27 protein-coding genes and 1 pseudogene are annotated in these 26,522 nt (G+C 62.4%); 25 read left to right on the top strand and 3 right to left on the bottom strand.

Features of this window, described 5'->3' with window-relative positions; translation table 11 throughout:
• Positions 1 to 37: 37 nt before the first annotated feature.
• The 6 genes and pseudogenes from pdhA (at position 38) to Q0316_RS09605 (ending at position 6,212) form a co-directional block, all read left to right on the top strand.
• Entirely contained in the window at positions 38 to 1,120 is a 1,083-nt protein-coding gene (gene pdhA / locus Q0316_RS09630) for a pyruvate dehydrogenase (acetyl-transferring) E1 component subunit alpha (protein ID WP_022684018.1), read from the top strand.
• Entirely contained in the window at positions 1,120 to 2,505 is a 1,386-nt protein-coding gene (locus tag Q0316_RS09625) for a pyruvate dehydrogenase complex E1 component subunit beta (RefSeq protein WP_022684019.1), read from the top strand. Before pdhA ends, Q0316_RS09625 begins: the two co-directional genes overlap by 1 nt.
• 18 nt (positions 2,506 to 2,523) lie before the next feature.
• A complete protein-coding gene (locus Q0316_RS09620; protein WP_022684020.1) occupies positions 2,524 to 3,792 on the top strand; it encodes a pyruvate dehydrogenase complex dihydrolipoamide acetyltransferase in 1,269 nt (422 codons plus the stop codon).
• 29 nt (positions 3,793 to 3,821) lie between these two features.
• Positions 3,822 to 4,639, top strand: a pseudogene (locus tag Q0316_RS09615) (FAD-dependent oxidoreductase); the annotation flags it as partial.
• A 348-nt stretch (positions 4,640 to 4,987) separates the two neighbouring features.
• Entirely contained in the window at positions 4,988 to 5,215 is a 228-nt protein-coding gene (locus Q0316_RS09610; RefSeq protein ID WP_022684021.1) for a hypothetical protein, read from the top strand.
• Between the two features lie 103 nt (positions 5,216 to 5,318).
• On the top strand, positions 5,319 to 6,212 hold the full coding sequence (locus Q0316_RS09605) for a lytic transglycosylase domain-containing protein (protein WP_037504815.1): 894 nt from the start codon (positions 5,319 to 5,321) through the stop codon (positions 6,210 to 6,212).
• A gap of 6 nt (positions 6,213 to 6,218) precedes the next feature.
• On the opposite strand, the gene Q0316_RS09600 is transcribed toward Q0316_RS09605, so the two are convergent.
• Both Q0316_RS09600 and Q0316_RS09595 read right to left on the bottom strand, forming a co-directional pair.
• Positions 6,219 to 6,647: a helix-turn-helix transcriptional regulator gene (locus tag Q0316_RS09600; protein ID WP_298671702.1), complete on the bottom strand. Its 429-nt coding sequence runs from the start codon at positions 6,645 to 6,647 to the stop codon at positions 6,219 to 6,221.
• Positions 6,648 to 6,869: 222 nt separating this feature from the next.
• Positions 6,870 to 7,292, bottom strand: a complete 423-nt coding sequence (locus tag Q0316_RS09595) for a hypothetical protein (RefSeq protein WP_022684024.1) — start codon at positions 7,290 to 7,292, stop codon at positions 6,870 to 6,872.
• A gap of 326 nt (positions 7,293 to 7,618) precedes the next feature.
• Between Q0316_RS09595 and Q0316_RS09590 the strand changes: the two genes are divergently transcribed.
• The 19 genes from Q0316_RS09590 to Q0316_RS09500 all read left to right on the top strand — a co-directional run bounded on the left by Q0316_RS09590 (position 7,619) and on the right by Q0316_RS09500 (position 26,288).
• Positions 7,619 to 7,939 carry a TrbC/VirB2 family protein gene (locus Q0316_RS09590; RefSeq protein ID WP_022684025.1) on the top strand — a complete coding sequence of 107 codons (321 nt, stop codon included), beginning with the start codon at positions 7,619 to 7,621 and terminating at the stop codon, positions 7,937 to 7,939.
• A gap of 63 nt (positions 7,940 to 8,002) precedes the next feature.
• Positions 8,003 to 8,293 (top strand): type IV conjugative transfer system protein TraL, encoded by a 291-nt coding sequence (gene traL, locus Q0316_RS09585; RefSeq protein WP_006960957.1) that lies wholly within the window; start codon positions 8,003 to 8,005, stop codon positions 8,291 to 8,293.
• Position 8,294: 1 nt separating this feature from the next.
• Positions 8,295 to 8,861, top strand: a complete 567-nt coding sequence (locus tag Q0316_RS09580; protein WP_022684026.1) for a type IV conjugative transfer system protein TraE — start codon at positions 8,295 to 8,297, stop codon at positions 8,859 to 8,861.
• Positions 8,861 to 9,664 carry a type-F conjugative transfer system secretin TraK gene (locus Q0316_RS09575; protein ID WP_022684027.1) on the top strand — a complete coding sequence of 268 codons (804 nt, stop codon included), beginning with the start codon at positions 8,861 to 8,863 and terminating at the stop codon, positions 9,662 to 9,664. The genes Q0316_RS09580 and Q0316_RS09575 overlap by 1 nt, the downstream gene beginning before the upstream one ends.
• Positions 9,661 to 10,959 carry a TrbI/VirB10 family protein gene (locus Q0316_RS09570; RefSeq protein ID WP_022684028.1) on the top strand — a complete coding sequence of 433 codons (1,299 nt, stop codon included), beginning with the start codon at positions 9,661 to 9,663 and terminating at the stop codon, positions 10,957 to 10,959. Before Q0316_RS09575 ends, Q0316_RS09570 begins: the two co-directional genes overlap by 4 nt.
• Before the next feature lie 55 nt (positions 10,960 to 11,014).
• Positions 11,015 to 11,815, top strand: a complete 801-nt coding sequence (locus Q0316_RS09565; protein WP_367179676.1) for a DsbC family protein — start codon at positions 11,015 to 11,017, stop codon at positions 11,813 to 11,815.
• Between the two features lie 32 nt (positions 11,816 to 11,847).
• The gene (locus tag Q0316_RS09560; protein ID WP_191229160.1) at positions 11,848 to 12,558 is read left to right on the top strand and encodes a TraV family lipoprotein; all 711 of its coding nucleotides are present in this window, start codon (positions 11,848 to 11,850) and stop codon (positions 12,556 to 12,558) included.
• Positions 12,558 to 15,143, top strand: a complete 2,586-nt coding sequence (traC, locus tag Q0316_RS09555) for a type IV secretion system protein TraC (RefSeq protein ID WP_022684031.1) — start codon at positions 12,558 to 12,560, stop codon at positions 15,141 to 15,143. The genes Q0316_RS09560 and traC overlap by 1 nt, the downstream gene beginning before the upstream one ends.
• A gap of 2 nt (positions 15,144 to 15,145) precedes the next feature.
• Positions 15,146 to 15,505: a hypothetical protein gene (locus tag Q0316_RS09550; protein ID WP_022684032.1), complete on the top strand. Its 360-nt coding sequence runs from the start codon at positions 15,146 to 15,148 to the stop codon at positions 15,503 to 15,505.
• Positions 15,502 to 16,071, top strand: a complete 570-nt coding sequence (locus Q0316_RS09545; RefSeq protein ID WP_022684033.1) for a TrbI F-type domain-containing protein — start codon at positions 15,502 to 15,504, stop codon at positions 16,069 to 16,071. The genes Q0316_RS09550 and Q0316_RS09545 overlap by 4 nt, the downstream gene beginning before the upstream one ends.
• Positions 16,055 to 16,576: a S26 family signal peptidase gene (locus Q0316_RS09540; RefSeq protein WP_022684034.1), complete on the top strand. Its 522-nt coding sequence runs from the start codon at positions 16,055 to 16,057 to the stop codon at positions 16,574 to 16,576. Before Q0316_RS09545 ends, Q0316_RS09540 begins: the two co-directional genes overlap by 17 nt.
• A 17-nt stretch (positions 16,577 to 16,593) precedes the next feature.
• A complete protein-coding gene (traW, locus tag Q0316_RS09535; protein ID WP_028056193.1) occupies positions 16,594 to 17,220 on the top strand; it encodes a type-F conjugative transfer system protein TraW in 627 nt (208 codons plus the stop codon).
• A complete protein-coding gene (locus Q0316_RS09530) occupies positions 17,220 to 17,495 on the top strand; it encodes a hypothetical protein (protein WP_022684036.1) in 276 nt (91 codons plus the stop codon). Before traW ends, Q0316_RS09530 begins: the two co-directional genes overlap by 1 nt.
• A gap of 23 nt (positions 17,496 to 17,518) precedes the next feature.
• Entirely contained in the window at positions 17,519 to 18,505 is a 987-nt protein-coding gene (traU, locus tag Q0316_RS09525) for a conjugal transfer pilus assembly protein TraU (protein WP_238564980.1), read from the top strand.
• Between the two features lie 12 nt (positions 18,506 to 18,517).
• A complete protein-coding gene (gene trbC / locus Q0316_RS09520; RefSeq protein WP_022684038.1) occupies positions 18,518 to 19,261 on the top strand; it encodes a type-F conjugative transfer system pilin assembly protein TrbC in 744 nt (247 codons plus the stop codon).
• A complete protein-coding gene (locus Q0316_RS09515; RefSeq protein ID WP_022684039.1) occupies positions 19,258 to 21,132 on the top strand; it encodes a conjugal transfer protein TraN in 1,875 nt (624 codons plus the stop codon). Before trbC ends, Q0316_RS09515 begins: the two co-directional genes overlap by 4 nt.
• Positions 21,104 to 22,021 carry a conjugal transfer protein TraF gene (locus tag Q0316_RS09510; protein WP_022684040.1) on the top strand — a complete coding sequence of 306 codons (918 nt, stop codon included), beginning with the start codon at positions 21,104 to 21,106 and terminating at the stop codon, positions 22,019 to 22,021. Before Q0316_RS09515 ends, Q0316_RS09510 begins: the two co-directional genes overlap by 29 nt.
• A complete protein-coding gene (locus tag Q0316_RS09505) occupies positions 22,021 to 23,472 on the top strand; it encodes a conjugal transfer protein TraH (RefSeq protein WP_022684041.1) in 1,452 nt (483 codons plus the stop codon). The genes Q0316_RS09510 and Q0316_RS09505 overlap by 1 nt, the downstream gene beginning before the upstream one ends.
• Before the next feature lie 20 nt (positions 23,473 to 23,492).
• Positions 23,493 to 26,288 carry a conjugal transfer protein TraG N-terminal domain-containing protein gene (locus Q0316_RS09500; protein ID WP_022684042.1) on the top strand — a complete coding sequence of 932 codons (2,796 nt, stop codon included), beginning with the start codon at positions 23,493 to 23,495 and terminating at the stop codon, positions 26,286 to 26,288.
• A 6-nt stretch (positions 26,289 to 26,294) separates the two neighbouring features.
• On the opposite strand, the gene Q0316_RS09495 is transcribed toward Q0316_RS09500, so the two are convergent.
• Entirely contained in the window at positions 26,295 to 26,507 is a 213-nt protein-coding gene (locus Q0316_RS09495; RefSeq protein WP_022684043.1) for a hypothetical protein, read from the bottom strand.
• Positions 26,508 to 26,522: the final 15 nt, after the last annotated feature.

The following is a 26,522-nucleotide window of genomic DNA, read 5'->3' as shown; positions in this document are numbered from 1 at the left end:
CAATCCGCCTGCGAGCACCATAGGAGAAGAAATCCCTGTGTCTGAACTTCAGTCAACCGACGAAAAACCTGCACGACGCCGATCTCGCAAGAATTTCCTCCCGTCGCCCTCGTCGTCCAACCAGGAAGATCTCCCGCCTGTTGCACGCTACCAGGCAAGCAAAGAGGAAATGATCGATCTTTATCGTCAGATGATCCTCATCCGGCGCTTCGAGGAAAGAGCCGGCCAGCTTTACGGCCTCGGCCTCATCGGCGGCTTCTGCCATCTCTATATCGGACAGGAAGCGGTGGCGGTTGGCCTCCAGTCGGCGATGACGGTGGGCAAGGACAGCGTCATCACCGGCTATCGCGATCATGGCCACATGCTCGCTTACGGCATCGACCCGAAGGTGATCATGGCCGAATTGACCGGTCGTGCCGCCGGCATCTCGCGCGGCAAGGGTGGCTCGATGCACATGTTCTCGGTCGAGCATGGCTTCTACGGCGGCCATGGCATAGTCGGCGCGCAGGTCAGTCTCGGCACCGGTTTGGCGTTCAAGCACAAATATACCGGGGATGGCGGAGTCTGCCTGGCCTATTTTGGCGACGGCGCGGCCAACCAGGGCCAGGTGTACGAGAGCTTCAACATGGCCGAGCTATGGAAGCTGCCGATCATCTTCGTGATCGAGAACAACCAGTACGCCATGGGCACCAGCGTCAACCGCGCCTCAGCTGAGGACCAGTTGTATCGCCGGGGCGAGAGCTTCCGCATCCCCGGGATGCAAGTCGACGGCATGGACGTGCTCGCGGTGCACGGCGCTGCCAAGGTGGCGCTTGAACGAGTGCGGGGAGGCAAGGGGCCGGTGCTCCTGGAACTGAAGACTTACCGCTATCGCGGCCATTCCATGTCTGATCCCGCCAAATACCGCTCGCGCGAGGAGGTGCAGGCGGTGCGCGAAAAGTCCGACCCCATTGAGCTTCTCAAGAAAGAGTTGGAGGCGGCCGGCGTTTCCGAGGACGAACTGAAGACGCTGGAGAAGGACATTCGCCGGATCGTGCAGGACGCTGCCGATTTCGCCGAGCAGGCGCCGGAGCCGGAGCTTTTCGAACTATATACCGACGTGCTGGTGGAACAGTATTGATGGCGATTGAACTGAAGATGCCCGCGCTTTCTCCCACCATGGAGGAAGGCACGCTCACCAAGTGGCTGGTCACGGAAGGCGACGTGGTTAAATCCGGCGACATCCTGGCCGAGATCGAGACCGACAAGGCGACGATGGAGTTCGAGGCGGTCGACGAAGGCACGGTCGCGAAGATCGTCGTCGCTGAGGGCACCGACGGGGTGAAGGTGGGCGAGGTAATCGCGCTGATCGCCGGCGAGGGCGCAGAAGAAGGCGCGGAAACTGCTTCGGCCGACGAGGAGAAGCGAGACGTACCCAAACCCGAATCCGCGGGAACCCAAAGAGCGGAGAACCGCGGCCAGCAGCTTGTGGTGTCGCCGACGCAGGCGACCGTCGCCGATCCGGACATCCCCGCGGGCACCGAGATGGTCAAGACCACCGTGCGCGAGGCGCTGCGCGACGCGATGGCCGAGGAGATGCGGGCCGACGACCGCGTTTTCGTGATGGGCGAGGAAGTGGCGCAATATCAGGGTGCCTACAAGGTGACGCAGGGCCTGTTGGACGAGTTCGGCGACCGGCGCGTCATCGACACGCCGATCACGGAATACGGCTTTGCCGGCGTCGGCACCGGCGCGGCGATGGGCGGCCTACGCCCCATCGTGGAGTTCATGACCTTCAACTTCGCCATGCAGGCGATCGACCACATCATAAATTCGGCTGCCAAGACCAACTACATGTCGGGCGGCCAGATGCGCTGCCCCATCGTGTTTCGCGGCCCCAATGGCGCGGCGAGCCGCGTCGGTGCGCAGCACAGCCAGAACTATGCCCCTTGGTACGCTAATGTGCCTGGATTGATCGTCATCGCACCCTATGACGCGGCTGACGCCAAGGGGCTTCTCAAGGCTGCGATCCGGTCCGAGGATCCAGTGGTTTTCCTCGAGAACGAACTGACATACGGCCGGGTCTTCGACGTGCCGAAGCTGGAGGACTGGGTCCTGCCGATCGGCAAGGCGCGGATCGTCCGAAAGGGCAGGGACGTGACGCTCGTATCCTACTCTATAGGGGTGGGGATCGCTCTGGAGGCCGCCGAGACGCTAGCGAGCGATGGGATCGAGGCGGAAGTCATCGACCTGCGCACGCTGCGTCCGCTCGACAAGGCAACTGTGCTGGAAAGCCTAAAAAAGACCAACCGCATGGTGGTGGTCGAGGAAGGCTGGCCGGTGTGCTCGATCGCGTCCGAGATTTCCGCGATCGCTATGGAGGACGGGTTCGATGATCTCGATGCACCCGTGCAGCGCGTGACCAACGAGGATGTGCCGCTGCCTTATGCCGCAAACCTGGAAAAGGCAGCACTCCTCAAGGCTGGGGATGTCATCGAGGCGGTGAAAAAAGTCTGTTACCGTTGAAGATTCCGGAGTTCCCAAATGCCGATCGATATCAAGATGCCCGCGCTCTCTCCCACCATGGAGCAAGGCACTCTGGCCAAGTGGCTGGTCAAGGAAGGCGATACGGTCTCGGCAGGCGATATCCTGGCGGAAATCGAAACCGACAAGGCGACAATGGAATTCGAAGCGGTGGACGAGGGCACGATCCTGTCCATCGCCATTCCCGAAGGCAGCGAAGACGTGAAGGTCGGCACGGTGATCGCCACGCTGGGGGAAGAAGGCGAGGAAGCCGCTGCTCCGGCACCGAAAGCCAAGGAAAAGCCAGCCCCCAAGGAAACGAAAGCCGAGGCGCAATCCGAACCCGCTCCTGCCCCAACGCCCGCACCCGCTTCGAAAGCCGCAGCCGCACCGGCGCAGAAAGGCGACCGGATCGTCGCCTCGCCGCTCGCGCGGCGCATCGCCGAGCAGAAAGGCGTCGATCTTGCGGCAGTGAAGGGCAGCGGCCCCAATGGCCGGATCGTGAAGGCCGACGTCGAAGCGACGAGGCCGGGCGCTCCTGCCGCCGAAGCGCAGGCCGTTTCCAGGCCGCTGACCGAAGCTGTGCCCGATTTCGGCATTCCGTTTGAGGATGTGAAGCTGTCCAGCATGCGCAAGGTGATTGCGCGCCGTCTGACCGAATCGAAGCAGCAGGTGCCGCACATCTACCTGACCGTGGACGTGCGTCTCGATGCACTACTCAAACTGCGTGCGGAACTCAACGACGCCTTGACGTCGCGCGGGGTCAAGCTTTCGGTCAACGATATGCTGATCAAGGCGTTGGGCTTGGCCCTGATGCAGGTTCCGGCCTGCAACGTGTCCTTCGCGGGCGATGTCATGCGCCAGTACAAGCGCGCGGATATTTCGGTGGCCGTCAGCATTCCCGGCGGGCTCATCACCCCGATCGTCACCGATCCCTCGGCCAAGGGGCTGGCCCAGATATCGGCCGAGATCGGCGATCTCGCCGCCCGGGCCAAGGACGGAAAGCTGCAACCGCACGAATATCAGGGCGGAACCGCCAGCCTTTCCAATATGGGCATGATGGGGATCAAGCAGTTCGAAGCGGTGATCAACCCGCCGCAGGGCATGATCATGGCCATCGGTGCGGGCGAGAAGCGGCCCTGGGTGTTGGAGGATGGCCAGCTCGGTGTCGCCACCGTCATGTCCGTCACCGGCAGCTTCGACCATCGCGCCATCGATGGTGCGGATGGCGCCCAGCTCATGACCGCTTTCCGCGAGCTGGTGGAAAAGCCCCTGGGTCTGTTGGCCTGAGCCCCGAATACGATCAATCGGAGGGTTCAATGTCCGAAAGCTACGACGTCATCGTTCTCGGTTCCGGCCCCGGCGGCTATGTGGCGGCGATCCGGGCGAGCCAGCTCGGTCTCAAAGCCGCGATCGTGGAGCGGGAGCTGCTGGGCGGTATCTGCCTCAACTGGGGCTGCATCCCCACCAAGGCGCTGCTGCGTTCGGCGGAGATCTTCCATTACATGCAACATGCCAAGGATTACGGGCTGGCGGCGGAGAAGATCAGCGCAGATCTCGATGCGGTGGTGAAGCGCAGCCGGGGCGTGGCGAAGCAGCTCAACCAGGGCATCACACATCTGATGAAGAAGAACAAGATCGCGGTGCATATCGGCGAAGGGACGCTGAAAACCGCCACCACGCTGGAAGTGAAGGGCGAGAAGGGCACGGAAACCCTCAGCGCGAAGCACATTATCGTCGCCACCGGCGTGCGGGCGCGTGACCTGCTGTTCGCCCCGGCGGATGGCAAGCGGGTGTGGACCTATCGCCATGCGATGGTCCCACCGGAAATGCCGACCAAGCTGCTGGTGATCGGCTCGGGCGCGATCGGCATCGAATTCGCCAGCTTCTACAACGATATGGGCGCCGAAGTTACCGTGGTCGAGTGCTCGACCGGATCGTGCCGGTGGAGGATGTGTCTGCCTTCCTCGAAAAGGCGCTTACCAAGCAGGGCATCGCGATCCAGACGGGTGCCGGCGTGGAAGAGCTCAAGGCCGGCGCCCAGGGCGTCAGCGCGAAGATCAAGGGGAAGGACGGCAAGGTCGCGGCGAGCGAATACAGCCATGTCATCGTCGCCATCGGTATCCAGCCCAAATCAAGCTCGCGAGCAGATGCTATCGCACCTATCCCATAGTGCCAAGCATCTGCTCCGCCACTGATAGATGCCCGCTCCGCCTTAGCGAATTGAATGAAGCCGAGCATAGTAAGTTTTCAAACGTACACGAAAATACGCGAATTGCGAAATTCAGACCTACGATAGCTTGAGGGTGCGCACGGGGATCAGACCATTAGATTACTGTGTCAAAGCCAGTCGGGTGAGCATGCGCGCTGATAGCAGTAGAAACCCGTGGCCAGGATTGGGTGAACCCATGATTGGCGATGTAGCCAAGACAGGTGCGGCTTCCGAGACCTCGGATGACACCTTTCTTTATGGCGTAGCTCGCAGATGAGCCACATCCTCTTGTTCATCTCCCGTCAGGAGCGCGAGTATCTTTCGCTTCATGATAGCGACAGTGCGGCGCTGGAGGCGCTCGTTCGCTATGTCGACGACCATTGGGCGGAGGCGGATCTCCCCGAGGATGCCGCCGATTCTGACCCTCTCATCCGTGTCGAAGCCTGGGTTGGTGCCACCCAGGCGCTCTATTTCATCGCCGAAGCCTCTATTGGCGGATAACCACTCGGTCCCCAGATAGCCCGCGATGCCCTGGGGTTGACAGTCTTGCCGTGAGCACGAGCATTGTCTCTGGCACGCCGACGAAACAGGGTTCTCCCATATGATGAAACATATAATCCCGGCGGTGATAGCCGCGCTTGCGCTTCCCGCTCCCGCGCTCGCCAGCGGCGGATCAACGCGTATCGTTGAGATCGTCCGCATGGGTCCGAGCGCGGCCGACGAAATGCAGGAACAGGAAGAAAATTCACAGCAGACTACCGCTGCAGGCGGTTTTCACCTGCTCGATCTCACGAGGACGCGGACCAGTGATGCCATGCTGGCAAGCTTCGGCGCGTTGGCTGTGGAGGGTGGAGACGTGATACGGCGGGATGCACTCGCCCCTTTTTCCGATATCGCAGTACCAGCATGGATGAGGCCGCCCCTGCTTTCCATGTGGCCGGAAGAGGGGCGCTATATCCCGTCGGACTGCATAACCGTTCCATACCGCCCAGTGGGCTTCCTAGCACACGACATCGAGGATCGTCGTCGCGCCGCTTACACAGCGATGAGTGCGGCGGCTTGTGATGCTGGGATTCCCGTCGGCCTTTTCGATGCATTGGTCCTGACCGAAAGCGCCTACAATCCGAGAGCAATCTCCTCAAAGCAAGCTTATGGACTTACACAACTCATGCCAGGAACAGCAGGGGATCTTGGTGTCGACCGCTATGATCCGGTCCAGAACCTGCGCGGCGGTGCGCGTTATCTTCGCGCGCAGCTCGACCGGTTCGGCAAGGTGCATCTTGCGCTTGCTGCCTATAATGCGGGACCAGGACGTGTAAAGGGCGGACAAATCCCACCGATCGCCGAGACGAAAGCCTATGTCCGCAACGTCCTGGACAAGTGGGCTCGTCTGGCTGGCCGCCATCAGGTTCTTGCGATTGGCGACTTCGCTGGCTCCCCGGCGGTCTCAATTGTGCCAACCAGGCCAGCGCGAGTGGCCTCACTACAGATCTTCTAGCATTCGTCAGATTTCGCGATCCCATCCGATCGCGCGCTCGGCTGCAATCCGTGTGATTTCGCTTACCAATCTCCTGACCACAGCACGCTGCAGTCCGGCCGCCCATTCCGGGCGGACATCGGAGCCATCAATGTGGTCAAACTCTTCAAGCGCGGCAAGGAGCTCAACTGGGAGATAGCGGAACACCACTCGCAACAAGGCGATTACCGAGCGATGGCGCGGCGCATCGAGCACGTCGATATCGTTGAAAGCCTCCACGCAGATGACAGCTTCAAACACGTCAATGTCGAGTGCGGCGAATAGCGCCTTCAGTTCGTCGAAGGTTATGGACGGGCGGCGCGCCGGATCGCTGTGCAGAAGCAGTCCGAGCCTTGATTTCCCGATACCTGTTCGGCGCTCAAGCGTGCGCAAGCTGACCCGATGAACACGCATCATGCGAAGGATCAGTTCAACATATCCATTCCGACCGTCGGCCGTTCTCGTGTCGATCGCTGTGTGATCCGGGTCGTCCGTTGAGGACATGCGTGGTCCCCTCGCCGCGCCGTCAGAACTTCCTAACAAAATCATAAATTGCTGATTCTCGCAAGGTGCAGCGGGCTTTCGCAACGACACCAGTTACGGCCGTTGGCATTGCGATTCACGTTCGGCGAAGGGCAATCATTTTTTGGGCGACTCAGAACGGCCCGAGTCGCCAAGGCCGATTTTTGGAAGAACGCGCGTTGCACTCTGTTTGACCAAGTAGTCGCAAATCAAGAGCGCGATCGCGTCGCTGATGGTCAAATTGCCACCGATTTCGCGGGAGAGATGTTTCTTGATTTCCACCAGCGAATCCGCGCTGGTCCGAGAGATATTGAGATGGATGCGAACGTTTCCGCGGGTGGGCAGATCATCGAGGTATTGGCGCAATTGCTCGGGATCGAGACTATCGGTTATCGCTGGGTTGTTGATACGCTTCGTCAGGAGCTGGGCGAGCGTCTGGTAGCGAAGCGTTTCATTCGAATGCAGCCTTATGCTCTCGGTGGTGAGCTTGAAAAGCTCCGCCGATATATTGAGCGCATAGCTGCGAGAACGGCCCGGCATCGTCAGCTTCCCTCCGAAATGGACGCTTCCGTCACGGAGTTGGCCGAGCGATCGGCCGTCCCGGCGAAGCGACTCATATTAGAGTAGATTACCCGATTCGCCGGTGTCCCTAAATCCCGGACAGCTTGTCCCAAAAAGCTCACCGATCTGTCCCGCTCACACTTACCCCATGTCCGGTATATCGGGACAGTATTAACGATTCATCGCAAAATCGGAAGAAAGTCCGCTTCTCCGGCAACCGATGCTGTCGTCGGTGCACGATCCTCGCAAGTCTTCATGGAGGGCGCGGCGAACATGCCTCTCCCAATGCCTCGAAAGGGATCGATATGACCGAGACCGCAATCAAGAAATCAGGCCACGCCGAGTTCGTCCTGCTGGTGCTCGCGCTGGTGCTCTTCACGTTCTTCTGGGCGAGCACCGCCTATGCAGGTGCCGACACGACCTTCAACACGGCTCTGACCAAGTTCACCGACTTCCTCGAAGGCTCGGGCGGCAAGATCATCACCGTGCTTTCGCTTGCCGGCGGCATCGTTGGCCTGGCTTCCGGGCGCTTCAGCCTCGGCCAGGTGGCTATCCCGGTCGGCGTGGGCGTCGGTGCCGGCACCGGTATTCCGATCGTCACCTCCACGGTCACCGCAACGATCTGATCAACTGACAGCCGTTGCCGGTCGCCGTCAGCCGCGGCGCGCCGGTCAACAGGGGGGTGGTGTATGGCGGCCGACACTTACGTCATTCCGGCGCATCTGGATGATCCCGAATTGATCGGGCTCTGGACGCTGGACGAGTTCCTCGCGATGGTCATTCCCTTCGCGTGGGGCGTCCTGACCCAGCATATCCTTATCGGTCTATTTCTGGCGTTTGCTGGCTGGTGGGGGTTGAGAAAGGCGAAGTCCGGACGCGCGGCCTCCTGGCTGATCCATCTGGCTTACTGGTATTTGCCGGCAGGCTTCCTGGGTCTCCGGGCGACACCACCCTCCTACCTTCGGCTGATGGCGGGCTGACATGGAGCTCGGCTACAGCCACGCCCAAGGCCAGCGCGTACTCAGGCAGCGCAACCTCCTTGCGCTCGCCACGCTGCTTCTCGGCGCCCTCGTCATCGTGCTCTTCCTCATCGCTTCGACCCGCGACCGCGAGATCGTGCTCCAGCCCGTCCTGCGCTCGAATCTGACCGTGAGCAGCGCCGGGGTGTCGAAGGACTATCTAGAGATGATCACGCGCGACGTCGCCGTGCTCACGTTGAATCGCAGCCCACGTAACCTCGAATACTGGATGAACGAGGTACTCGAGGTCACTCATCCCGGCTCGCAAGGCGCGGTCAAGGGCGAACTCCTGAAGATCCTCGACGAGCAACGCGGCTCGAGTATTTCGCAAACCTTCACGATCCAGTCGATGAAGGTCGATCCCAAAGCGCTGGTTTCCGAAGTGGCAGGCGAGTTGCAGACGATCGTCGGCAACCGAGTCATCTCGGTCGAGAACCGGCGGTTCCGTTACACCTGGGACTATACCGGACTCAGCCTCAAGCTGGTCGGCTTCGGCATGGTCACCGACAAGCCGGGGGAGAAGAGCTGATGGTCATGTGGGCGATCGGCACGCTTGCGGCAGGCACTGCACTTTCATCGCGGTCCTGGTGCCTGATGAGCCGCGGAGCAGGTGCCGTGCTGCTGGCGATCGGCGCGAGCCTGGCCTTTACCGGGCCAGCATGGGCAGATCAGACGGTGATGGCGGCCGACGGGTCGCGGGTCGATTGTGCGGCATCGTCGCGCGATCTCACCCGCATCAGCCTCGTGGAAGACCAGTTCGCCTCGGTCTCGAAGGTCTCGACGGGCAATCCCGCCGAAGATTTCACTGTGGTCAACGAACCGGTGCGCGGCGATATCTATCTCTCGGTTCCCGAAGGCTATTCGCGGCCCTCGCTCTCCTTCTTCGCCACATCGAAGCGCGGCTATGTCTACAAGCTCGTCTGCCGCATCGCAGGCGAGGATGCCGTCCAGGTCTTCATCTCCAACCCGGCGATCGCGAGCGAGCGCGCTCCTGCCGCGACGCGTGCCCGCGTGGAACCGCGCGAAGAGGCTGCGGCTCTGGTGCAAGCGATGTATTCGCAATCGGTCATCTACGGCTACCAGATGCGCCAGTCGGTGCGCAGTCCGGTGCAGGTCGGCACGCTGCGGGTGCAGATGATCGCGGAGTATCGCGGCGCCGAACTCAACGGCCGGGTGCTGCGGATCGAAAATCGCGGAAAGGAGACGGTCGAACTCGACGGCGCAACGATAGCGCCTGCGAGTGCGGTTGCCGTTTCGGTCGCCGAGCCGCGCCTGGCGCCCGGCCAGGTGACCACTGCCTATCTCGTCACTCGTACCGGGGAACGGCCATGAACCTGCGCACGCTTTTCTCACGCGAGCGCAAGCCGCTCGACGCCGCGGACATTTCTCCGGTTGGTGACGATCTTGCGGGCAACGAGGCCGTGCGCCGCAGGCAGCGCCTGCTGTTGGGCGGCGCTTCCGGTGTCCTTCTGATCGCGTCGGCCTTCTGGATCTTTGACGATGGTGACACGCCCGACGCCGAAACCTCCGGCGCGCAGGACGTAAAGATTGCCACCGATGATATGGTCAATCGCAACATATCCGAGCGCGAATGGATGGCCGCCTCGGAAAACCGTTTCCAGTCCACCGAAAACCAGCTGAAGTCGGTTGGGATGCAGCAGCAGCGGATTGACCAGCTCGCACAGCAGGTATCAGCCCTCCAGAGCCAGAACCAGTCGATGGCCGCCGACGGCCAGCGGGTGCTCAGCGCCTATCAGCAGGAAAACGAACAGCTGCGCGCGCAAGTAAACGCGGCAAGGGCCGCCCCCCCAGTGACGCCCGCGCCTGGACCCGCAGCGATGTACGGTTCGGGTTCGCCGGGCACCTATCAGCAGCCTCCCGGAACTGCGGCTCTTGCCGCCACGCCTGTGTCTCAGGTGAAGGTGGTGGCCTTTGAGACAGGCGGAGCCGCGCGCGTCGAGCGCGGCAACACGGTCTATTCGGACAGTCCCGACTATCTGCCGCCGAACAGCTTCGCTTCGGCGCGTGTCATCGTCGGCGTCGATGCAGGTGCTGGCGTCAACAGCCAGACCGATCCGCTCCCGGTAGTCCTGCGCATCACGGGCCCGGCACGTTCGGTCGTCCAGAACGGACGTGTGCTGACGACACGGATTGAGGGCTGCCTGGTCAATGGCGCGGCGCGCGGCGATCTTTCGTCCGAGAAAGTCTACGTGAAACTCCAGAAAATGACCTGCGAGCAGCCTGGCGGCCGTGTCGCTGTGTCCGAAGTAAAGGGTTTCATCGCCTTCGCTGGAAAGACCGGCGTACGCGGACGTGTCGTGAGCCGGGAAGGCTCCCTTGTCACCCAGGCGTTTCTCGCCGGGCTGGTCGGTGGGTTCGGCCGCGGCTTCAGCGCCAATACGAGTTCCCTTCTCTCCGGAACCAACATTTCGACGGATGGTAAACGCCAGCGGCTTTCAACCGGAGAAATCCTTGAGGGCGGATTCGGCGAGGGGGTCGCGCAAACCGGCGACATGGTCTCGCAATATCTGATCGAGCGTGCCGAACAATATCAGCCGGTAATCGAGATGCCGACGGGCATCGATGTCGAGATCGTTTTCCTGGAGGGCGCCTATGTCCGCAACTGAGCCCCGGTTCCCGCTACGGCGCTATTCCATTCACGCTGGACTTGTCGCCGGCGCATTGCTGCTTGCCGGTGTCGGCGTCGCATTTGCGAACGATATTGCCTGGCCCGATGGCAACAAGGTCACAGCCCTCCTCAAGGCGCGGCTGCCCAAGACGGAGATCACCAAGGTCGACTGCGCACGGATCGGTGGCCTTTGTGAGGTCGTTGCCGGCAGCAATCTCTTCTATGTCGATGCGTCCGCGCGCTATCTGGTGATCGGCCGTGTCTACGACATGGAATCGCGTCAGGATCTGACGGCTGCGCGCCTCCTCGAACTCAATCCTGCCATGCTGCTCGGCGGCGCGGCCAGCAGCGGGACTTCCGATGGCGAAGATCTCCCAGCTCCCGCGGTCGCTTCGCCAGCGGCGGCCGCGCGCGAGCCAATGCGCGCGCGGCCGGACCGCGCCCTGTCGCTCACCGGGCTCCCCAAGTCGGGAGCGATCATCTGGGGCAATATGTCGGGTCCGACGGTCACCGTGTTCAGCGATTTCACATGCGCCTATTGCCGGGCGCTCAGCAGCGTACTCTCCGAGCTCAATGTTCGCGTCGTGGAACGGCCGATCTCGATCCTTGGAAGCCGCGCGCTGAGTGAGCGCGTCTACTGCGCGAAGGACCCGGCCCGCGCACTACGCAGGGCCTACGCCGGCGATACGCTTGAACCAGCGAACTGCGATACCTCGGGGCTTGATGCCAACGAGAAGTTCGCGGCCGCCAACGGCATCGCAGGCACACCGGTCATCGTGCGCAGCGACGGCGCGATGATCGAGGGCTACCGCCCTAAAGACGCGCTCGCCGCCTGGTTGAAGGGAGCGCGGTGATGCGAGGCCGATCGATCGCATTTCGGGCGCGCATGGCAGCGCCTATCCTGGTGCTTGGCCTGCTTGGCGGCTGCTCGATACTGAACGGCAATGTGAAGGGCAATTTCGCGTGCCGTGCGCCCGACGGAACCTGCGCGCCCACCTCGCGCATCGATGATGCAGCAGTCGCGCTGCTGGTGGGAGAGACCGCAGAAGAAGCCAAGCCGGCGGCCACCCGCTGCGCCGGTGGGCAGTGCAGCAACACCCTGGCGAGAGCCGTCAACGCACCGCAGCGCCGCTCCGGGGAAAAGGTGCTGCGCATCATGTTCCCGTCCTATATCGACGACCTTGGCCGCCTCCATGAAGCGAGCGCGATTCACACCGTCGTCGAGAGTGGAGACTGGGTGCCGGCAGGCGAGGTGGCGCACGTCCCGGATGCCATAAGTGGTGCAACACCACGCGTCGCTGCACCACTCGCCGGCACGGCGATGGCAGCTCCGCCCTTGCGGTACGGCAATACCCTATCAGCCGCCGATGCCGAGATACCGGGGCAGGTCGCGACGGAAGCTGTGCGCCAACCTACTTCTGTCGAAGAGGTCCGCGCGAAAGTCGAAGCGGTGCTTGCAAGGCCCAAGCACGATACTGACCCTGATTCGAAGCCGTCCCCCTCCATTCCTTCGCAAGCCGTTTCGCCCGAGGCCAGCGCTACGGGCGCGGTACCCATACGCGCGCCGGGATTGCCGGGCGCTCCGGAGGAAGATTGATGACTGGACCCGGTCTTTTCAGCGGGATCGTCGAGCGGGTTCTTGGCGCGGACGGCAAGCCCGATACGCGCCCGCCCAGTCACGGAGTCCCAATGCTCGCACATTGGTTGCCCTATCGCAGTTTCGACCAGAAAACGTCGCTGTTCTTCAACAGCGGGTCGCGGGGTTTTGCAATCGAGGCGGCGCCGCTGGTCGGCGGAGACGAGCGGACGGCCGAGATCCTGACCCAGTTCCTCTCGGAGGCCATCCCAGCGCAATGCTGCGTCCAGATCCTTCACTGGATGTCGCCCCGGATCGGGGACCGGGTTTCGCAATGGTTCGTGCCCCGCTACCGGGCCCGTGGCATCTACGAGCGCATGGCACGACACCGCGCCGATTATCTGAGCGCCGGCGTCTGGCGGTCGCTGTCGGCCGATGCCCCCTTCCATCTTCGCAATCACCGTATCGTGATTTCGGTGAGCGTCCCCGATACTGCATCGGTAACGACCGACGCATTGGTTTCGGTACGAGAGGGCCTCGTCTCGACGCTCCAGTCGATCGATGTGCCGACCCGCGTCCTCGATCCCGTCGCACTCATTGCGCTCATTGACGACATGACGTCTCCGACAACGGCAGCGGGTGACGATCCGACCAGCTACAGTCCGTTCGACCCGATCGCCGACCAGGCCGTCCGGCGCGACATCGAGCTCAGGATCGAGCCCGACCGGCTCCTGCTGCGTACCGAGCGCTTCCGTCCGACGGGTGCGGATGTCGATGGTGCGCCCGAGATCGGCGAAATCTATCCCGACACGTTCGACCTGCGCTCCTTCTCGGTGCGCAACCTGCCGAGCCGCTGGGCGCCCTGGGATGTGGCGAGGCTAATCGGCGACCTGTTCACGGACAAGCTGCGGATGCCCTGTCCGGTTGCGACCGTGCTTTGTCTTCAATATCCCGACGAACAGGCGTCCGCGAGCAAGGCGGGCTACAAGTTCATGCGGACCACCAGCCTCGCCGATTCTAAATCGGCGCGCTTCCTGCCGCAGCTGCGCGAACAGTCGCGCGAATGGCAGTATGTCCAGGATGAGCTCCGACAGGGCCGCAAGCTTGTGCGCTGCTTCTACTCGCTGACGTCGTTCTCGCCCAAGGGGCAGGGCGACGCCCATGAGAGAATAGTGAAGTCCGTCTATCGCGCCGCAGGCTGGGACCTTCACGACGATCGCTATCTGCAGATCATGGGCCTGCTCTGCGCCATGCCGATCACACTCGCCGATGGTCTCTCACGCGATCTCGAGCGCATGAAGCGCATGCGCACGATGCTTACGACCACGGCCTGCAATCTCGCGCCCTTGCAGGGCGAGTATCTGGGCGGTCCGATCCCGCATCTCCTGCTGGTGGGCCGGCGTGGACAGCCCTTCTTCTGGTCGCCGTTCGAAAATGCCGCCGGCAATCATAATGTCGCAGTGTTCGGTAAGTCGGGCTCAGGCAAATCGGTTGCGCTTCAGGAACTGTGCGCATCGCTATGCGGTGCCGGGGCGAAAGTGGTGGTGATCGACGACGGACGTTCCTTTGAGCACTCTGCAAGGCTCCAGGGCGGTGCCTTCGTCGAATTCACCATGTCGTCCGGCTTCTGCCTCAATCCCTTTGCCATGATCGACGGCACGCGGGCGGAAGAGGACGAGGATTATCTGCTCGACTGCATGGCGATGCTGAAGGCGATCGTCTCGCAGATGGCGCGCCATATGGACCGGCTGAATGATACCGAGCGGGGACTGATCGACGGCGCTGTCAACCAGATCTGGAACGAGAAGGGCAGGGCGGGCAGCGTCGACGATGTGATCGCCGCGCTCGATGCCACCGGCAACATGCTTGCCGGAGATCTCGCCATCGCCATGCGCCCATTTTCGAGCGCGGGCACCTATGGCCGCTTCTTCAGCGGGGACGTGAGCTTCCGTCTCGAGGCCGATTTCACCGTGTTCGAGCTTTCCGACCTTGCATCCCGCGAGGAACTGCGTTCGGTCGTGCTGACCGCGATCATGTTCATGTCATCGCAGGCGATGCGCCGAATCGACCGCGCGATCCCCAAGGCGCTGCTCCTCGACGAAGCCTGGCAGATGCTGCGCGGCGGCGCGATGGCCGATTTCATCGAGACCTACAGCCGGACATGCCGCAAATATGGCGCGTCGCTCATCACCGCGACCCAGTCATTGAACGACTACTACAAGTCGGACGGATCAAAGGCCGCGCTTGAGAACAGCGATTGGTTCGTCATTCTTCAGCAGAAGCCGGAAACCATCGCCGATTTCAAAAAACACGACCGTTTCGACATGGACAGCCATACCGACGCGCTGCTCCGATCATTGAAACGCAACGGCACGGAATATTCCGACCTTCTGATCAAAGGCCCTGACACGCTGGCGCTGGGCCGGCTCGTGCTCGATCCCTTCTCGGCGGCGGTCTATTCGTCGAGCCCACGCACCTTCGCGGCGATCGAAGCGGGGGTACGCGAGGGACTCACGATCGAGGAAGCAATCGAACGGTTGCTCGAACCGGCGATAGAAGCAAACGGACAGGAGGCGAGCGGCAAGGTTACGCTCGCGGCGGAATAGCCATGCCGGTCCCCGAACGCATCGTGCTGCACCGCCACCGTCCTCCACGGCGTCGCCGTGTACTGAACTGGCAAGCGGTGATTTATCATGGGCTTCGCACAGCGGGATGGGCTGCAACCAACATGCTCGTAGTCCTCGGCCTGTTCGTCTGCTTCCTGGCTCTGCTCGGCAATCTCAGCTTCGATGGCTTCTTCCTCCAGCTGAGCAATCTTTCGGCGCGCTATCTCGAGGCGGGTGCACAGCGGCAAGGCTCGTTCCAACTGCTGCTGGTCGGGCTGGTTGCCATTCTGTTCCTGATCGTCGGTGTGCTCCGCTGGCATGCCCTGCGGCAATCCGGATCATCGGGGGGAGAGACGACATGACCGATCTTTCACACGAACCTGAGCTCGATCTCCCACGCCCTGTCGGCACGGAGCAGCCGCGCAAGCGCCGGACCGCGTTTGCAGGCCTGTCGGTGCTGCAGCTCGCAGCCCTGGCGATCCTCCTTGCCGCTCTCGCCTGGGGCATGTGGGTGACGCGCTCCTTACTCTCACCGCCATCGCAACAGCGCATCGTTGCGGTAAAGCTGTCCGGCCTTGTCGGCGAGTATATCCAGGCACAGGCCCGTAGCGCGTCGCCGCCCGATCAGGTCGAGCACGAGATGCGTGCCTTCATGGCATCGCTTGATGGCCAGATGGCTGTGCGCGCCGCCAAGGGCGAGACGGTCCTGGTCGCGGAAGCGGTCCTCACGCGCAATGTCCCGGATATCACCGATGAAGTGAGAAGGGCGGTTTATGCGAGTGGCATCGCTATTCCGCGTCCTGCCTCACCTGCCGAACTCCAGGCCAGGATAGGTGGTGGCTCTCCCGCTCCCGCACCGGCTGCACCGCAGACCGCACCTGCAACGGCCTCACCTTTCGGGAGCGCGCCCGATGGCCCCGCCAACTGAAACCCGCGGACCGGCTAGGCGGCGCTGGCTGCTGCTCGGCCTCATTGGGATTGGCGGCATCGCCGCGAGCGCGCTGTCGTCCTGGCGCGAGAACCACGCATTGTTCATCAACGCCTCTGAATCCCTGCCCAACTGGGCCTTCACCATCGACCGGGGCAGAGCGCCCAAGCGCGGCGATTATCTCTTCTTCGTCCCGCCCGTGAACGCGCTCGTGCGCGCGCATTTCGGCGAGAACCCAGGGGCATTCGGAAAGATCGTCTATGGCATGCCCGGCGATCTCGTCGAGCATCGAGGCGCAGAAGTCCTGGTGAACGGGCATCTCGTCGGCTCGATGAAGGAAGTGACGCGGCGCGGCGAGAAGCTGACACCTGGGCCGATCGGCACGGTGCCGGAGGGCTGCTATTTCGTGGGAACTCCGCATCCCGACAGCTTTGACAGCCGCTACGGCGAAATCGGGTTCATCTGCCGCCCGCAAATCCTCGGCACCGGGGAGGCGGTGTTGTGAGAGCTCCCGTCCTTCGCATAGTTGGGACAGGCCTTCTCGTCGCCGTCGGCGCCACCGCGTCCACCCAGGCGCGCGACTATGGGACGCAGGCACAAGCCTTTCCGATAATCGAGCCAGACCTGCTGGCGACGATCGAGGCCCGCTTGGCCCGGCTCCAGTCATCGGGCCAGATCGACGCGCTCAATCAACAGTTCGCGCGCCGCGTCGAGCAATCCGTGCGTCGGCCTAAGCCGGTCGCCGGGATAACCCCGGCGATCCGGGAGCGGAGCTGGCAATTCGATCCGGCGATGGTCGTCGAGCGGGACATCCGCGACCAGAAGGGCAATCTCATCGCAGCCGCTGGGCAGCGCGTGAACCCTCTCGATTTCGTGACGGTGCGCCAGGCACTCGTCTTCGTCGATGGCGACGATGCCAGGCAGATGGCGTGGGCGACCGGGCGCTGGAACGCAACGGACGCCAAGATCATCCTCGTTGCCGGCTCTCCGATCGATGAAATGACCAACCGCAAGCGCCGCTTCTATTTCGATCAGAACGGCGTGCTGACCGAGCGGTTCGGCATTCGCCACACGCCGGCAGTCGTGAGCCAGCAAGGCAAGGTCATGCAGGTGCGCGAGCATGTCCTAGCGCGGCAGGGGGCGAAGTGATGCCGATCTGGCTCGACATGCTGCGCACACCGATGGCAGCGCCCGAGACAAGGATGCTCCGCCGCAGGCGCCACTTGTGGCAACTCCTGTGCATCGCGCTTGCGGCCTCGATCCTCTGCCTGCAACCGCTTCGCGCGCTCGCGGGCAATGCCGCGGGCCTCGTTTGCGCCGTGCTGCTGCTCGCCGCACTTCTCTGTGGCATCCGCTACTTCCGGGCAAAGAACGCCGCCGACGATGCCTGGCTTGCCGGTCGACATGGAGAGGTCGAGCCGTGAGACCGCTCCGTCTCCTTGCCGCCATCTTGGCCCTGTTCGGCTCGGTTGCGCTCCTGCCGGGCCGCGCGGAAGCGGTCGGATGCTCGGGCAAGTTCGTCAATCCTGTTACGGACGTCTGCTGGTCTTGCCTGTTCCCGCTGTCGGTCGGTGGCCTCAAGATCTGGCCGAGCGGCAGGCCCGACACCAACAATCCAGCGTCGCCAATCTGCGCGTGTGCCGATCCTTTGCCGCGTATCGGGATTTCGGTCGGGTTCTGGGAGCCGGTCAGGCTGGCGGACGTGACTATGAAGCCATGGTGCTTCGTAAACCTCGGCGGGAAGAAGATCGCGCCCGGCTTCGACATCGGCCAGGGCATGCTTGCGGGACCGAGCCAGGTCGGCGGCAAGAGCCAGAACACGGCGAAGTGGCACGTCCACTGGTACGTTTACCCGCTGCTCTACTGGATGGAGATTTTGACGGACTTCCTCTGCTTCGAGCAGGCGTCGTTCGATATCGCCTATATGACGGAGATCGATCCGCTCTGGCAGGACGATACCCTGACCGCGCTTATCAATCCCGAGGCGGTGGTGTTTGCCAATCCACTCGCAGTCGCCGCCTGTGCCGGCGACTGCGTCACCTCGACCGTCAATTTGCCGCTCGACTCGCTGTTCTGGTGCGCGGGCTGTCAGGGGACGATGTACCCGCTTAACGGCAACATCCCTTCGCATATCGGCCATGTGCAGTCCTCGCGGCTCGCCCTCTCGCGCTTCGCGTACAAGATGCACCGGATGGGGCTGGCCTGGGGGACGATGGGCTCGAAGGGCCTTTGCAAGAAGTACCTCATGCCGATCATGCGCAAGCAGCAGTATCGCTTCCAGATGACCAACCCGATCACGACGGTGTCGGGGCGCTATGCCTGTTCGCCGATCGGCGCGTCGACCATGCCGCCCGACGCCGGCCGCGCCTATCCGGCCGCCGGCGAGGACATGGGCTACCTGGTCTGGCGCAAGCGCAACTGCTGTGTGCTGTAGGGGGAGGGGGCCGTGCGCAGGATTCTCATCACATGTGTCGCGCTTACAGGGGTTGTTGGTGTCTCCGCGCTGCTTGCGCAGACCACCGACGAAATCGACGTTCAGGCAATCAAGGCCCGCGCCGCGGCGATGGCAGAGGACGCCGAGACGTTCGTCGCGCATGTCAAGGATCGCGGGGATGCCCTGCGCGAGGAGGCCACGGCGACGGCCGATGGCGGCAGGGAAAACCTGAGACGCCTTTCGCCCGCGGACCTGCCCGTCGGTCCCAAGGGCGTCGTCGACTTCGACGAACTGGTCGCCGGCGCGGTCGGAAATATCGATGCGCCGCGTGGACAAGCCCCGCAGTTCATCGCCTTCGCCAGCCTGTCCATGCCGGAGGAGTCCCTGAAGCGAATGATTGCCGACGTCTCGCGCGCGGGCGGCGTTGTCGTGTTTCGCGGTTTCCCGGACAACTCCATGAAAGCGTTCCAGTCCGCGATCGCGCGACTGGTCAAGGACGAGGCCGACTATGCCAGCATAGGGATCGACCCTCGTCTATTCCGGGCATTCGAAGTCCAGGCCGTCCCGACTTACATCGCCGTCGGGTCCGATTTCGACCTGTGCGAAGGCTTTCGCTGCAAGACGGTGGTCCCGCCCAATGATCGCCTCACTGGCAATGTCACTGTCGAACATGCGCTGACATCCTTTGCCGATGGTCGTGGCCCCGGCGCGACGGTCGCCGGCGTGGCGCTCGCCAATCTCCGGAAGCGGCAATGAGCCTGCGTCGCGTCTTGCTGGCCTTCGCCGCGTTCGCGGCCGCGGCGCCTGCGCTGGCGCAGGAAACGACCGCGGATGCAAGAGCTGAGGGCAAGGCGATGGCCGAAGCCTTCCGCCAGGACGGCACGCTTATTCCGGACTCGGATGGCCAGGCACTAGAGGTGCCGGGCTATCAGGGCACCACGCTGCCTCAATCCTCCTATTTCGATGATCCCGACCGGATGGTGTCAGACGCATCGTCGCAGACCGGCTCGCATGAGGGCTATCGGACGATCATCGAAGGTGATCGCGTCCGCCCAAAGTTCGATGCAGCCGAAATCAAGGCCGATATCGCGCGCGGTCGAGCCATCGAGGAGGATCCGCAGGCATATCTCGAAGGCGAGGATATCAGCGGCGGGCAGGGCAGTTGCGTCCCGCTTCCACCTGGGGAGAAACCGCAGGGCTGGTACGAGACCAGCTGCAATGTTGGCAGCAAGCTCACCGAGCATGTCCGATCCTGCACGATCCCGCTTAGCGTTTCGGTCGAAAAGCGTGAAACCTATACCTATTGGGCCGGACGCATGAGCACGATGCCCACGGACGGCGGTGTCTATCCTGCCCGGGCGGCGTTCGACGATGAGGTGGCAAACGGTATCTGTCAGGAAACACGTGCAATCGATTATTGCAGCAATTTCGGCCCCTTCGGATTTACTGCCGCAACCTCTTGCCCGTCGCTCGGCCACACCGCCTATGAGCTAAAATGCAGCGGCCCGGCGCAAGGCATCACGCCCGGCTACTATCATCCCGGCATCGTCATCGCGACGGGCGAATATTGGCTGTCGAAGGACGCGGAAGCGACCAATGTCAGAGCAACGCGCAATGAGGCGGCCTGCGCCGCATTCGCCGGCGACAGGATGTGTGTCCAGCAAGAGGAGGTTTGCACATCAAGCGATCCCGTCACGCGGATCGTGGACGGCGTGGCCGTTACACAGCCCTGCTGGGCGTGGAACCGGACCTATCTGTGCCATACACTCTCCGCCGGCAACGATTGTCCGTCCCTCGAGGCGAACCCCCAATGCACGTTCGTCCGCGAAGAATGTCTTGACGACGATGAAGCCTCGCCCGGCTGCGAAGTGCGCGAGCGGATCTACAGGTGTCCCACGCCAGGGTCCGGCGGAGCTTCCGACGAACAGCAATATATCTGCGGAAACGACGTCTACTGCCTCAACGGCGAATGCGAGACGATCGAACGGGAGGCTTCGACAGAACTCAAGGATGCACTGGTTGCGCTGCACGCGATCGGCCAGGCGGGCGAGGAGTTCAATCCCGACGAATTGACGGTGTTCAGCGGCGAGCGCGAGACCTGCCACAAGCCGGTGTTCGGCCTCATCAACTGCTGCGCCGGCAAAGTGTCGGGCTTGCTCACTGTCGGTGCCGGAGCGGCTGCGCTCGCCGGCGGACCGGCTGCCATAGCGGCGCTTGCGACGCCATTCCTCACTCTGTTCGCCTGCTCCACCCAGGAGAAGATGCTCGACATCAAGGATCGCATGGGTTTCTGCTACAGGGTCGGAACCTATTGCTCGAGTAGCTTTCTCGGCATCTGCAAAACCAGGCGGACGGCCTATTGCTGCTTCGAGAGCAAGCTCTCACGCATCCTGCAGGAGCAGGGCCGCATCCAGCTCGGCAAGCCCTGGGGCAAACCCAAGAACGAGCAATGCCGCGGATTCAGCATCCACGAGTTCGCGAGCCTCGACCTGTCGAAGATGGATTTCACCGAGGTCTACGCCGAGTTCATCGACGCCGCGAAGCTGCCTGATGAAGTCCAGACCATGTCCGACATCCAGAAGAAGATAGAGGAATATTATGCCCGATCCGCTCCTGGCGGCGGCTGATCCGCGCCGCACTTCGCCGCTTTGTATCCCCGGCGTCTTCTGGCGTCGGCACTCCGTTGCCCGCGAGATGGGAGCATCGCACCGCCCCGTTCCTGCCCTGCTGACTGCTTTGGCGATTGCCGTTACGGCGTTCACGTCCGGCCCAGCGGCTATTGCTGGCGAGGAAGGCGGGGAACAATCTGCCGGCGACCCCTTCTATTGCGGTGAACGGCGCCTCGGCACATGGTTCTATTGTGATCCTGCTCGGCGAGCACCGAAGGACAAGCCGGTGTCCCCGCCGGTGCCGGCGGCCGAACAGCTTGCTGCTGTCAGGTCCACGCTTGATGAGCTGAAGGCACGCGCGATCCTCGATCCAAGCGAGGAGAATGTTGTGGCCTATGTCCGCTTCCAGCGCGAGCAGCTGGACCGCGCCTCGACCTTCTCCGACGTCTGGCAGCGGGCGATCTGGCAGCATCCGGACATGGACTACACTTTGCAACGCCCGGTCTCGACATTGGGCAAACGGACATGGATCGATAACCGCAAGGCGGACCGCGACGCGGTTCTGACCCGCCTCGGTGAGCGTTATGGCCTGTTCTATTTTTACGCACAGAGCTGCGCCGCCTGCGATGTCGCTGGACCCATTCTGCGGTCGGTGGCGGACAGCCACCGTCTGACGGTGATGGCTGTGTCGATGGACGGTGGCCCATCGAAGGATTTTCCCAACTATCTCGTCGACAGTGGCCAACGAGAGCGCATGGGCATCCCCGGCAAGGAAACCCCGGCGCTCGTCCTGTTCGACACGGTGACGAAGCGGACGATACCGGTAGGCTACGGCATCCTCTCGGCCGACGAGATCATGGACCGCATCTTCACGCTTACCAACATGACTGTGGGGAGTGATTTCTGATGAGCCATTCTCTTCGCTCCCGGTTCCGGTCTGCGGCGTCCGCGGCGGCCCTTCTTGCGTCGCTCCATCTCGCAGTGCCGTCGGCACATGCCGGTGTGGCAAGCGAGATGAACGCGTTCTTCAACGACGCTGGCGGCGCGGCCAACGTCACCGGGCCCAGTGCCTTCGAAGGCCAGTCGGCGGGCTACTATTCGCTTGGCAATCTGTGGACGCGCTTTCCCCAGAAGTCCGTTTCGCCGTTCAATCTGCAGCTGCCATCGGCCCGCGCGGGCTGCGGCGGCATCGATCTCTTCTCGGGCAGTTTCTCCTTCATCAACACGTCCGAGATCGTCGCCATGCTGAAGGCGACCGCCAACAATGCATTGGGTTTTGCCTTCAAGCTGGCGATCGATTCCATCAGCCCCGAGATCGGCAAGGTGATGGACGAGTTCGCGCAAAAGGCACAGCTCCTGAACCAGATGAATATTTCGAGCTGCGAGACGGCGCAGGCGCTGGTCGGCGGTATTTGGCCGCAAATGGACACGACCCGCGCCACGATCTGCGAGGCGGTCGGGAACAGCCAGGGCATATTCTCTGATTGGGCGGCGGCCCGGCAGAACTGCAACAACGGCAATCGGCGAGATTCGACGATCGCGGCCAACAGCGATCCGGCAATGAAGGACCAACTCGTCGGCGAGCCGCACAACTATACCTGGGAGGCGCTCCGCAAATCGCAAAAGTTCGGCGCGTTCGACAAGGAATTCAGCGAATACATCATGACGCTGGTAGGGACCGTCGTGACGCGACCTTCGACCGATCCAAGTGTCGGGGGCCAGGTGACGATGGTCGGGCCAGCTGAGGAAGCGGTCGTGACCGCGTTGCTGGACGGCACGTCAGGCGGCGCGACGGTCAACATCCTGCGCTGCGATGAAGAGACGCTATGTCTCAACATCTCGACCCAGACCCTCTCGATTCCTGAAAGCGCGGCATTGCGCCCGCGCATCGCCGCCATGATCAAGGATATCGCGACGAAGATCCGCACGGATGTGGCGATCGACGCGGCCGAAAAGCAATTGCTCAATATGTCGAGCATCCCGCTCTTCAAGATCCTCGCGGTGCAGTCGGCTGCACGCTACACGCTGACCGACGGCGAGATCCAGACGCTCGCCGAGATTGTCTCGGTCGATATCCTCAATGCCATGATCGACAACATGCTTGATCGCGTCGAGCAGGCGAAGATCCACTATCAGACCTTCGACCAGGAAACCGCGGCGCAGTGGCGCCAGCAGATTGCGGCCACGCGGCAGAAATTTCAGCAGCGCGGCGTGCGGCTCGATCAAAAGCTGCAAGTGACGATGCAGATCATCGATCGCTCGATCATGCTGGAATCGACGCTTCAGAACACGATGACGCCGGGGATGTCGGCCGCGCTCAACTTCTCCCGCGGACTCAGCGCCCAAGGCTTGCAATAGCAAGGAAGGGAAGGCCGGCCATGCTCGAAGTCTTCACGATCGGCGGCGGCGAATACTTCGTCAACACGTTCAACGCGGTTGCGGCCTGGGCTGGAGGAGGGGGCTACCGGTCGATGCTGCGCGTCGTCATGGTGATGGGCCTCATCTATTCGCTCCTCGTGGTGGCGTTCAACCTCGACTGGCGTGCCTGGCTGAACTGGTTCCTGCAGGCGACCGCGATCTACATGTGCCTGATGGTGCCCACCGTGGACATCAAGGTTACGGACCGCCTCAATCCTTCGCTGGCACCGGCGACGATCGACAATGTTCCAATCGGACTTGGGGTGATCGCCAGCTTCACAAGCCAGGTAGGCGACTATCTGACCCGCACCGCCGAGACGGTGTTCGTCATGCCGACATCGCTTAATTATACCACCAACGGCATGGTCTATGGCGCGCGGCTGTTCGATGCGACGCGCAACCTGCGTATCCGCGATGCCGAGTTTTCGACCAACCTTGAGGAGCATTTCAAGGCATGCGTCTTCTATGACGTGATGCTCGGCTTCAAGTCGATGACGGACCTCGCCAACTCTCCGGATCTGTGGGCCGCGATTGGTCCCGGTTCACCGGCGCGCTCGCAGATCTGGATTACGCGCGTTTCGGGTGGCGGCGTCGAAAGTCATATCCGGACATGCAACGATGCCTATTCGGCGCTCGATGGGCAGTGGACGCCGATGATCGAGGCCAACCTGCTGATCTGGGGTAAGGAACTCTATCCCAGGCTCAGCAATGCACTGGCCGCCCAGAAGCTGCGCGACGACGTGCCGGTGATCACCCAGGCCTTCACCGGAACCGCGGGCGGCCATGTGAGCATCCTGCGGCAAAGCACCGCGATCAACGCTTTCATGCAGGCGCGCAATTCGATGTCCGGGAGTACCGGCGCGGCGGCGATCGACACATTCGCTATGACACGGGCCGATATCCAGGCGCGCAATACGTACGGCTCGATCGCGCAGCAGGCAATGAGCTGGGTTCCTATTCTCAACGTCGTGCTGACCGTCGTCTTTTTCGCGATGTTCCCGGTCATCTTTCCGCTGTTCCTCATGCCGCGAACCGGCGTACCGACGCTCAAGGGCTACACGGCAGGATTCTTTTACCTGGCCGCCTGGGGTCCGCTCTACGTCGTGCTGCACATGATCATCATGAGCCGGGCAACCGGCTCGGCCGCGGCAATGGCACCCAGCGGCGTGACGCTCTCGACCTATGCGGGAATCGGCGCGGTCAATGAGGAAACCGCGACGATCGCGGGCTTCCTCCTGATGAGCGTGCCATTCCTCGCAGCGGGGATGGCTCGCGGCGCGATGGGGATCGCGAGCCATTCGATGGCGATGCTGGCCCCCGCACAGAATGCCGCCGAAGCGGCGGCGCTCGAGCAGACGACGGGAAACTACTCCTACGGAAATGTCAGTTACGCCAACAGTTCGGCCAATATGCGCCAGTCGGATCAATGGTCGACGGCGCCGAGCTACATGGCCGGCATTCCGAGATTGGATTACCGCGCCGACAACGGGGCGATCATCTCGAGCTATGGCAACGGCCAGGAAGTCATCGACACGACGGGGGCAATCTCGCGGCTTGCGTTCACGCCGACCATGTCGACGAACAGTGTCGCCGAGATGCGCGAAGTTGCCTCCGAGGCAAGACGGCAGGCGGAATCCTACCGCAACACGGCAAGCACTCTCCTTACTGCCACCGATCGGGACGCGTCGGTTCACACGCGCTCCAGCGAAACGACGTCAGGCGTCGAAAGCGCCAGTGGCTCCCAATCGGCCACGTCGGTCGATCGCTTCGATCGCCGAACCGCCAATACGTCCGAAGGGATCGAGCAATCAAATGCCGACACCGACCGCTTCTCGGTCACGGACAACCGCGGGCGCCAAGCCATAGTGCAACAATCCGTCGAAGGCTCTGTCGGCGCCGGAACGGGCGGTCGCGGGCGCGCCGGTGGCGGTAGTCCGCTGTCTGGCTCGCTGGGTGCGAGCGTTGGTGGACGTGGCATGCAACAATCCGACCTCAGCCACTCGACTAATCGCAATATTTCAAGCGAGGATCGCAGCGCAGCGTCGAGCAGCTTCCGCGACGATCATGCGAGCGGCTCCAGCGCCAGTGAGTCCGCCGGCACCTATGATCGTTCGGGCAGTTTCAGCCGGTCGTCCATTACGGACTCCAGCGCGAGGATTTCCGAAGAAAGCCTTGCTCTTGCTCAATCTTACCAACGATCGGCCGAGAAACTCGACGAGATCGCGCAATCCCTGTCGCGCGACGCCAGCTATGCGGAATCCCATGGGCTCAATCTCAGCGAAAACCTGAGCCAGGATCTGGCCCAATGGTATCGCGCGGAGCAGGCGCGTAACCCAGCAATCAATGTCCCCGACCTCTGGGCCACTGACTTGTCGGCGCATGATCGCGCCACGCGCAGCGCGATGATCGAAAGGTGGATGGATGATCGTCTCGATACCATCCGCAATGAAATCCGATCGGAGCTTCATGAACCGAATCTCGTGTCTGTTCAGCGTCCCGATGTCGCATCCGAGAGCGACGTCCGTGGTCACTACACACCTTCAGGAGGTGGCCGGCGACCCTCGGGCCCGGGAGGCGGAAACGATCCCGGCGCGGCTGCCGCGATCATCAATGAGGGTCGAAAGGAAATCGATGAAGGTCGCGCTGCTGCGCAGACGGGAAGAGCTGTCAACAGGCAAGGGGGATCACGTGCGAGGTCGGAAGTGTCGGACAGTCACAACGTCGGCTTCTTCAACGATCCAAAGTTACGCGAATGACGCATCCTACATGACGCTTGAGAGAAATCCGAAAAACGCCACGAGCGCTACCACAAACGCAATTGCGAGGGCGAGCTGCCATGACGACTGCGGAGCCGCGAAAGTCTCGTCCGCATTTACTCCGGGCACGACTTCATCCCAGTCCGTTTCCCACGAATACACGGGACCGCCAGCGCTGTCTTTTGTCGCGTTATACGTGCCCCAGTCGAACCGGCTCATCGAACCTACCTCCGA

Origin of the sequence: uncultured Sphingomonas sp., assembly GCF_937871615.1 — a bacterium.
GTDB lineage: Bacteria > Pseudomonadota > Alphaproteobacteria > Sphingomonadales > Sphingomonadaceae > Sphingomonas.
Note: the sequence above shows the minus strand (reverse complement) of the source record. Positions and strands in the feature narration are given on the sequence as shown.

Bases quoted from the DNA above. Each gene is read 5' to 3' on its own strand.
- Q0316_RS09625 (WP_022684019.1), top strand. From the start codon at position 1,120: ATGGCGATTGAACTGAAGATGCCCGCGCTTTCTCCCACCATGGAGGAA.
- Q0316_RS09620 (WP_022684020.1), top strand. From the start codon at position 2,524: ATGCCGATCGATATCAAGATGCCCGCGCTCTCTCCCACCATGGAGCAA.
- Q0316_RS09610 (WP_022684021.1), top strand. From the start codon at position 4,988: ATGAGCCACATCCTCTTGTTCATCTCCCGTCAGGAGCGCGAGTATCTT.
- Q0316_RS09605 (WP_037504815.1), top strand. From the start codon at position 5,319: ATGAAACATATAATCCCGGCGGTGATAGCCGCGCTTGCGCTTCCCGCT.
- Q0316_RS09600 (WP_298671702.1), bottom strand. From the start codon at position 6,647: ATGATGCGTGTTCATCGGGTCAGCTTGCGCACGCTTGAGCGCCGAACA.
- Q0316_RS09595 (WP_022684024.1), bottom strand. From the start codon at position 7,292: ATGCCGGGCCGTTCTCGCAGCTATGCGCTCAATATATCGGCGGAGCTT.
- Q0316_RS09590 (WP_022684025.1), top strand. From the start codon at position 7,619: ATGACCGAGACCGCAATCAAGAAATCAGGCCACGCCGAGTTCGTCCTG.
- traL (WP_006960957.1), top strand. From the start codon at position 8,003: ATGGCGGCCGACACTTACGTCATTCCGGCGCATCTGGATGATCCCGAA.
- Q0316_RS09580 (WP_022684026.1), top strand. From the start codon at position 8,295: ATGGAGCTCGGCTACAGCCACGCCCAAGGCCAGCGCGTACTCAGGCAG.
- Q0316_RS09575 (WP_022684027.1), top strand. From the start codon at position 8,861: ATGGTCATGTGGGCGATCGGCACGCTTGCGGCAGGCACTGCACTTTCA.
- Q0316_RS09570 (WP_022684028.1), top strand. From the start codon at position 9,661: ATGAACCTGCGCACGCTTTTCTCACGCGAGCGCAAGCCGCTCGACGCC.
- Q0316_RS09560 (WP_191229160.1), top strand. From the start codon at position 11,848: ATGGCAGCGCCTATCCTGGTGCTTGGCCTGCTTGGCGGCTGCTCGATA.
- traC (WP_022684031.1), top strand. From the start codon at position 12,558: ATGACTGGACCCGGTCTTTTCAGCGGGATCGTCGAGCGGGTTCTTGGC.
- Q0316_RS09550 (WP_022684032.1), top strand. From the start codon at position 15,146: ATGCCGGTCCCCGAACGCATCGTGCTGCACCGCCACCGTCCTCCACGG.
- Q0316_RS09545 (WP_022684033.1), top strand. From the start codon at position 15,502: ATGACCGATCTTTCACACGAACCTGAGCTCGATCTCCCACGCCCTGTC.
- Q0316_RS09540 (WP_022684034.1), top strand. From the start codon at position 16,055: ATGGCCCCGCCAACTGAAACCCGCGGACCGGCTAGGCGGCGCTGGCTG.
- Q0316_RS09530 (WP_022684036.1), top strand. From the start codon at position 17,220: ATGCCGATCTGGCTCGACATGCTGCGCACACCGATGGCAGCGCCCGAG.
- Q0316_RS09515 (WP_022684039.1), top strand. From the start codon at position 19,258: ATGAGCCTGCGTCGCGTCTTGCTGGCCTTCGCCGCGTTCGCGGCCGCG.
- Q0316_RS09510 (WP_022684040.1), top strand. From the start codon at position 21,104: ATGCCCGATCCGCTCCTGGCGGCGGCTGATCCGCGCCGCACTTCGCCG.
- Q0316_RS09505 (WP_022684041.1), top strand. From the start codon at position 22,021: ATGAGCCATTCTCTTCGCTCCCGGTTCCGGTCTGCGGCGTCCGCGGCG.
- Q0316_RS09500 (WP_022684042.1), top strand. From the start codon at position 23,493: ATGCTCGAAGTCTTCACGATCGGCGGCGGCGAATACTTCGTCAACACG.
- Q0316_RS09495 (WP_022684043.1), bottom strand. From the start codon at position 26,507: ATGAGCCGGTTCGACTGGGGCACGTATAACGCGACAAAAGACAGCGCT.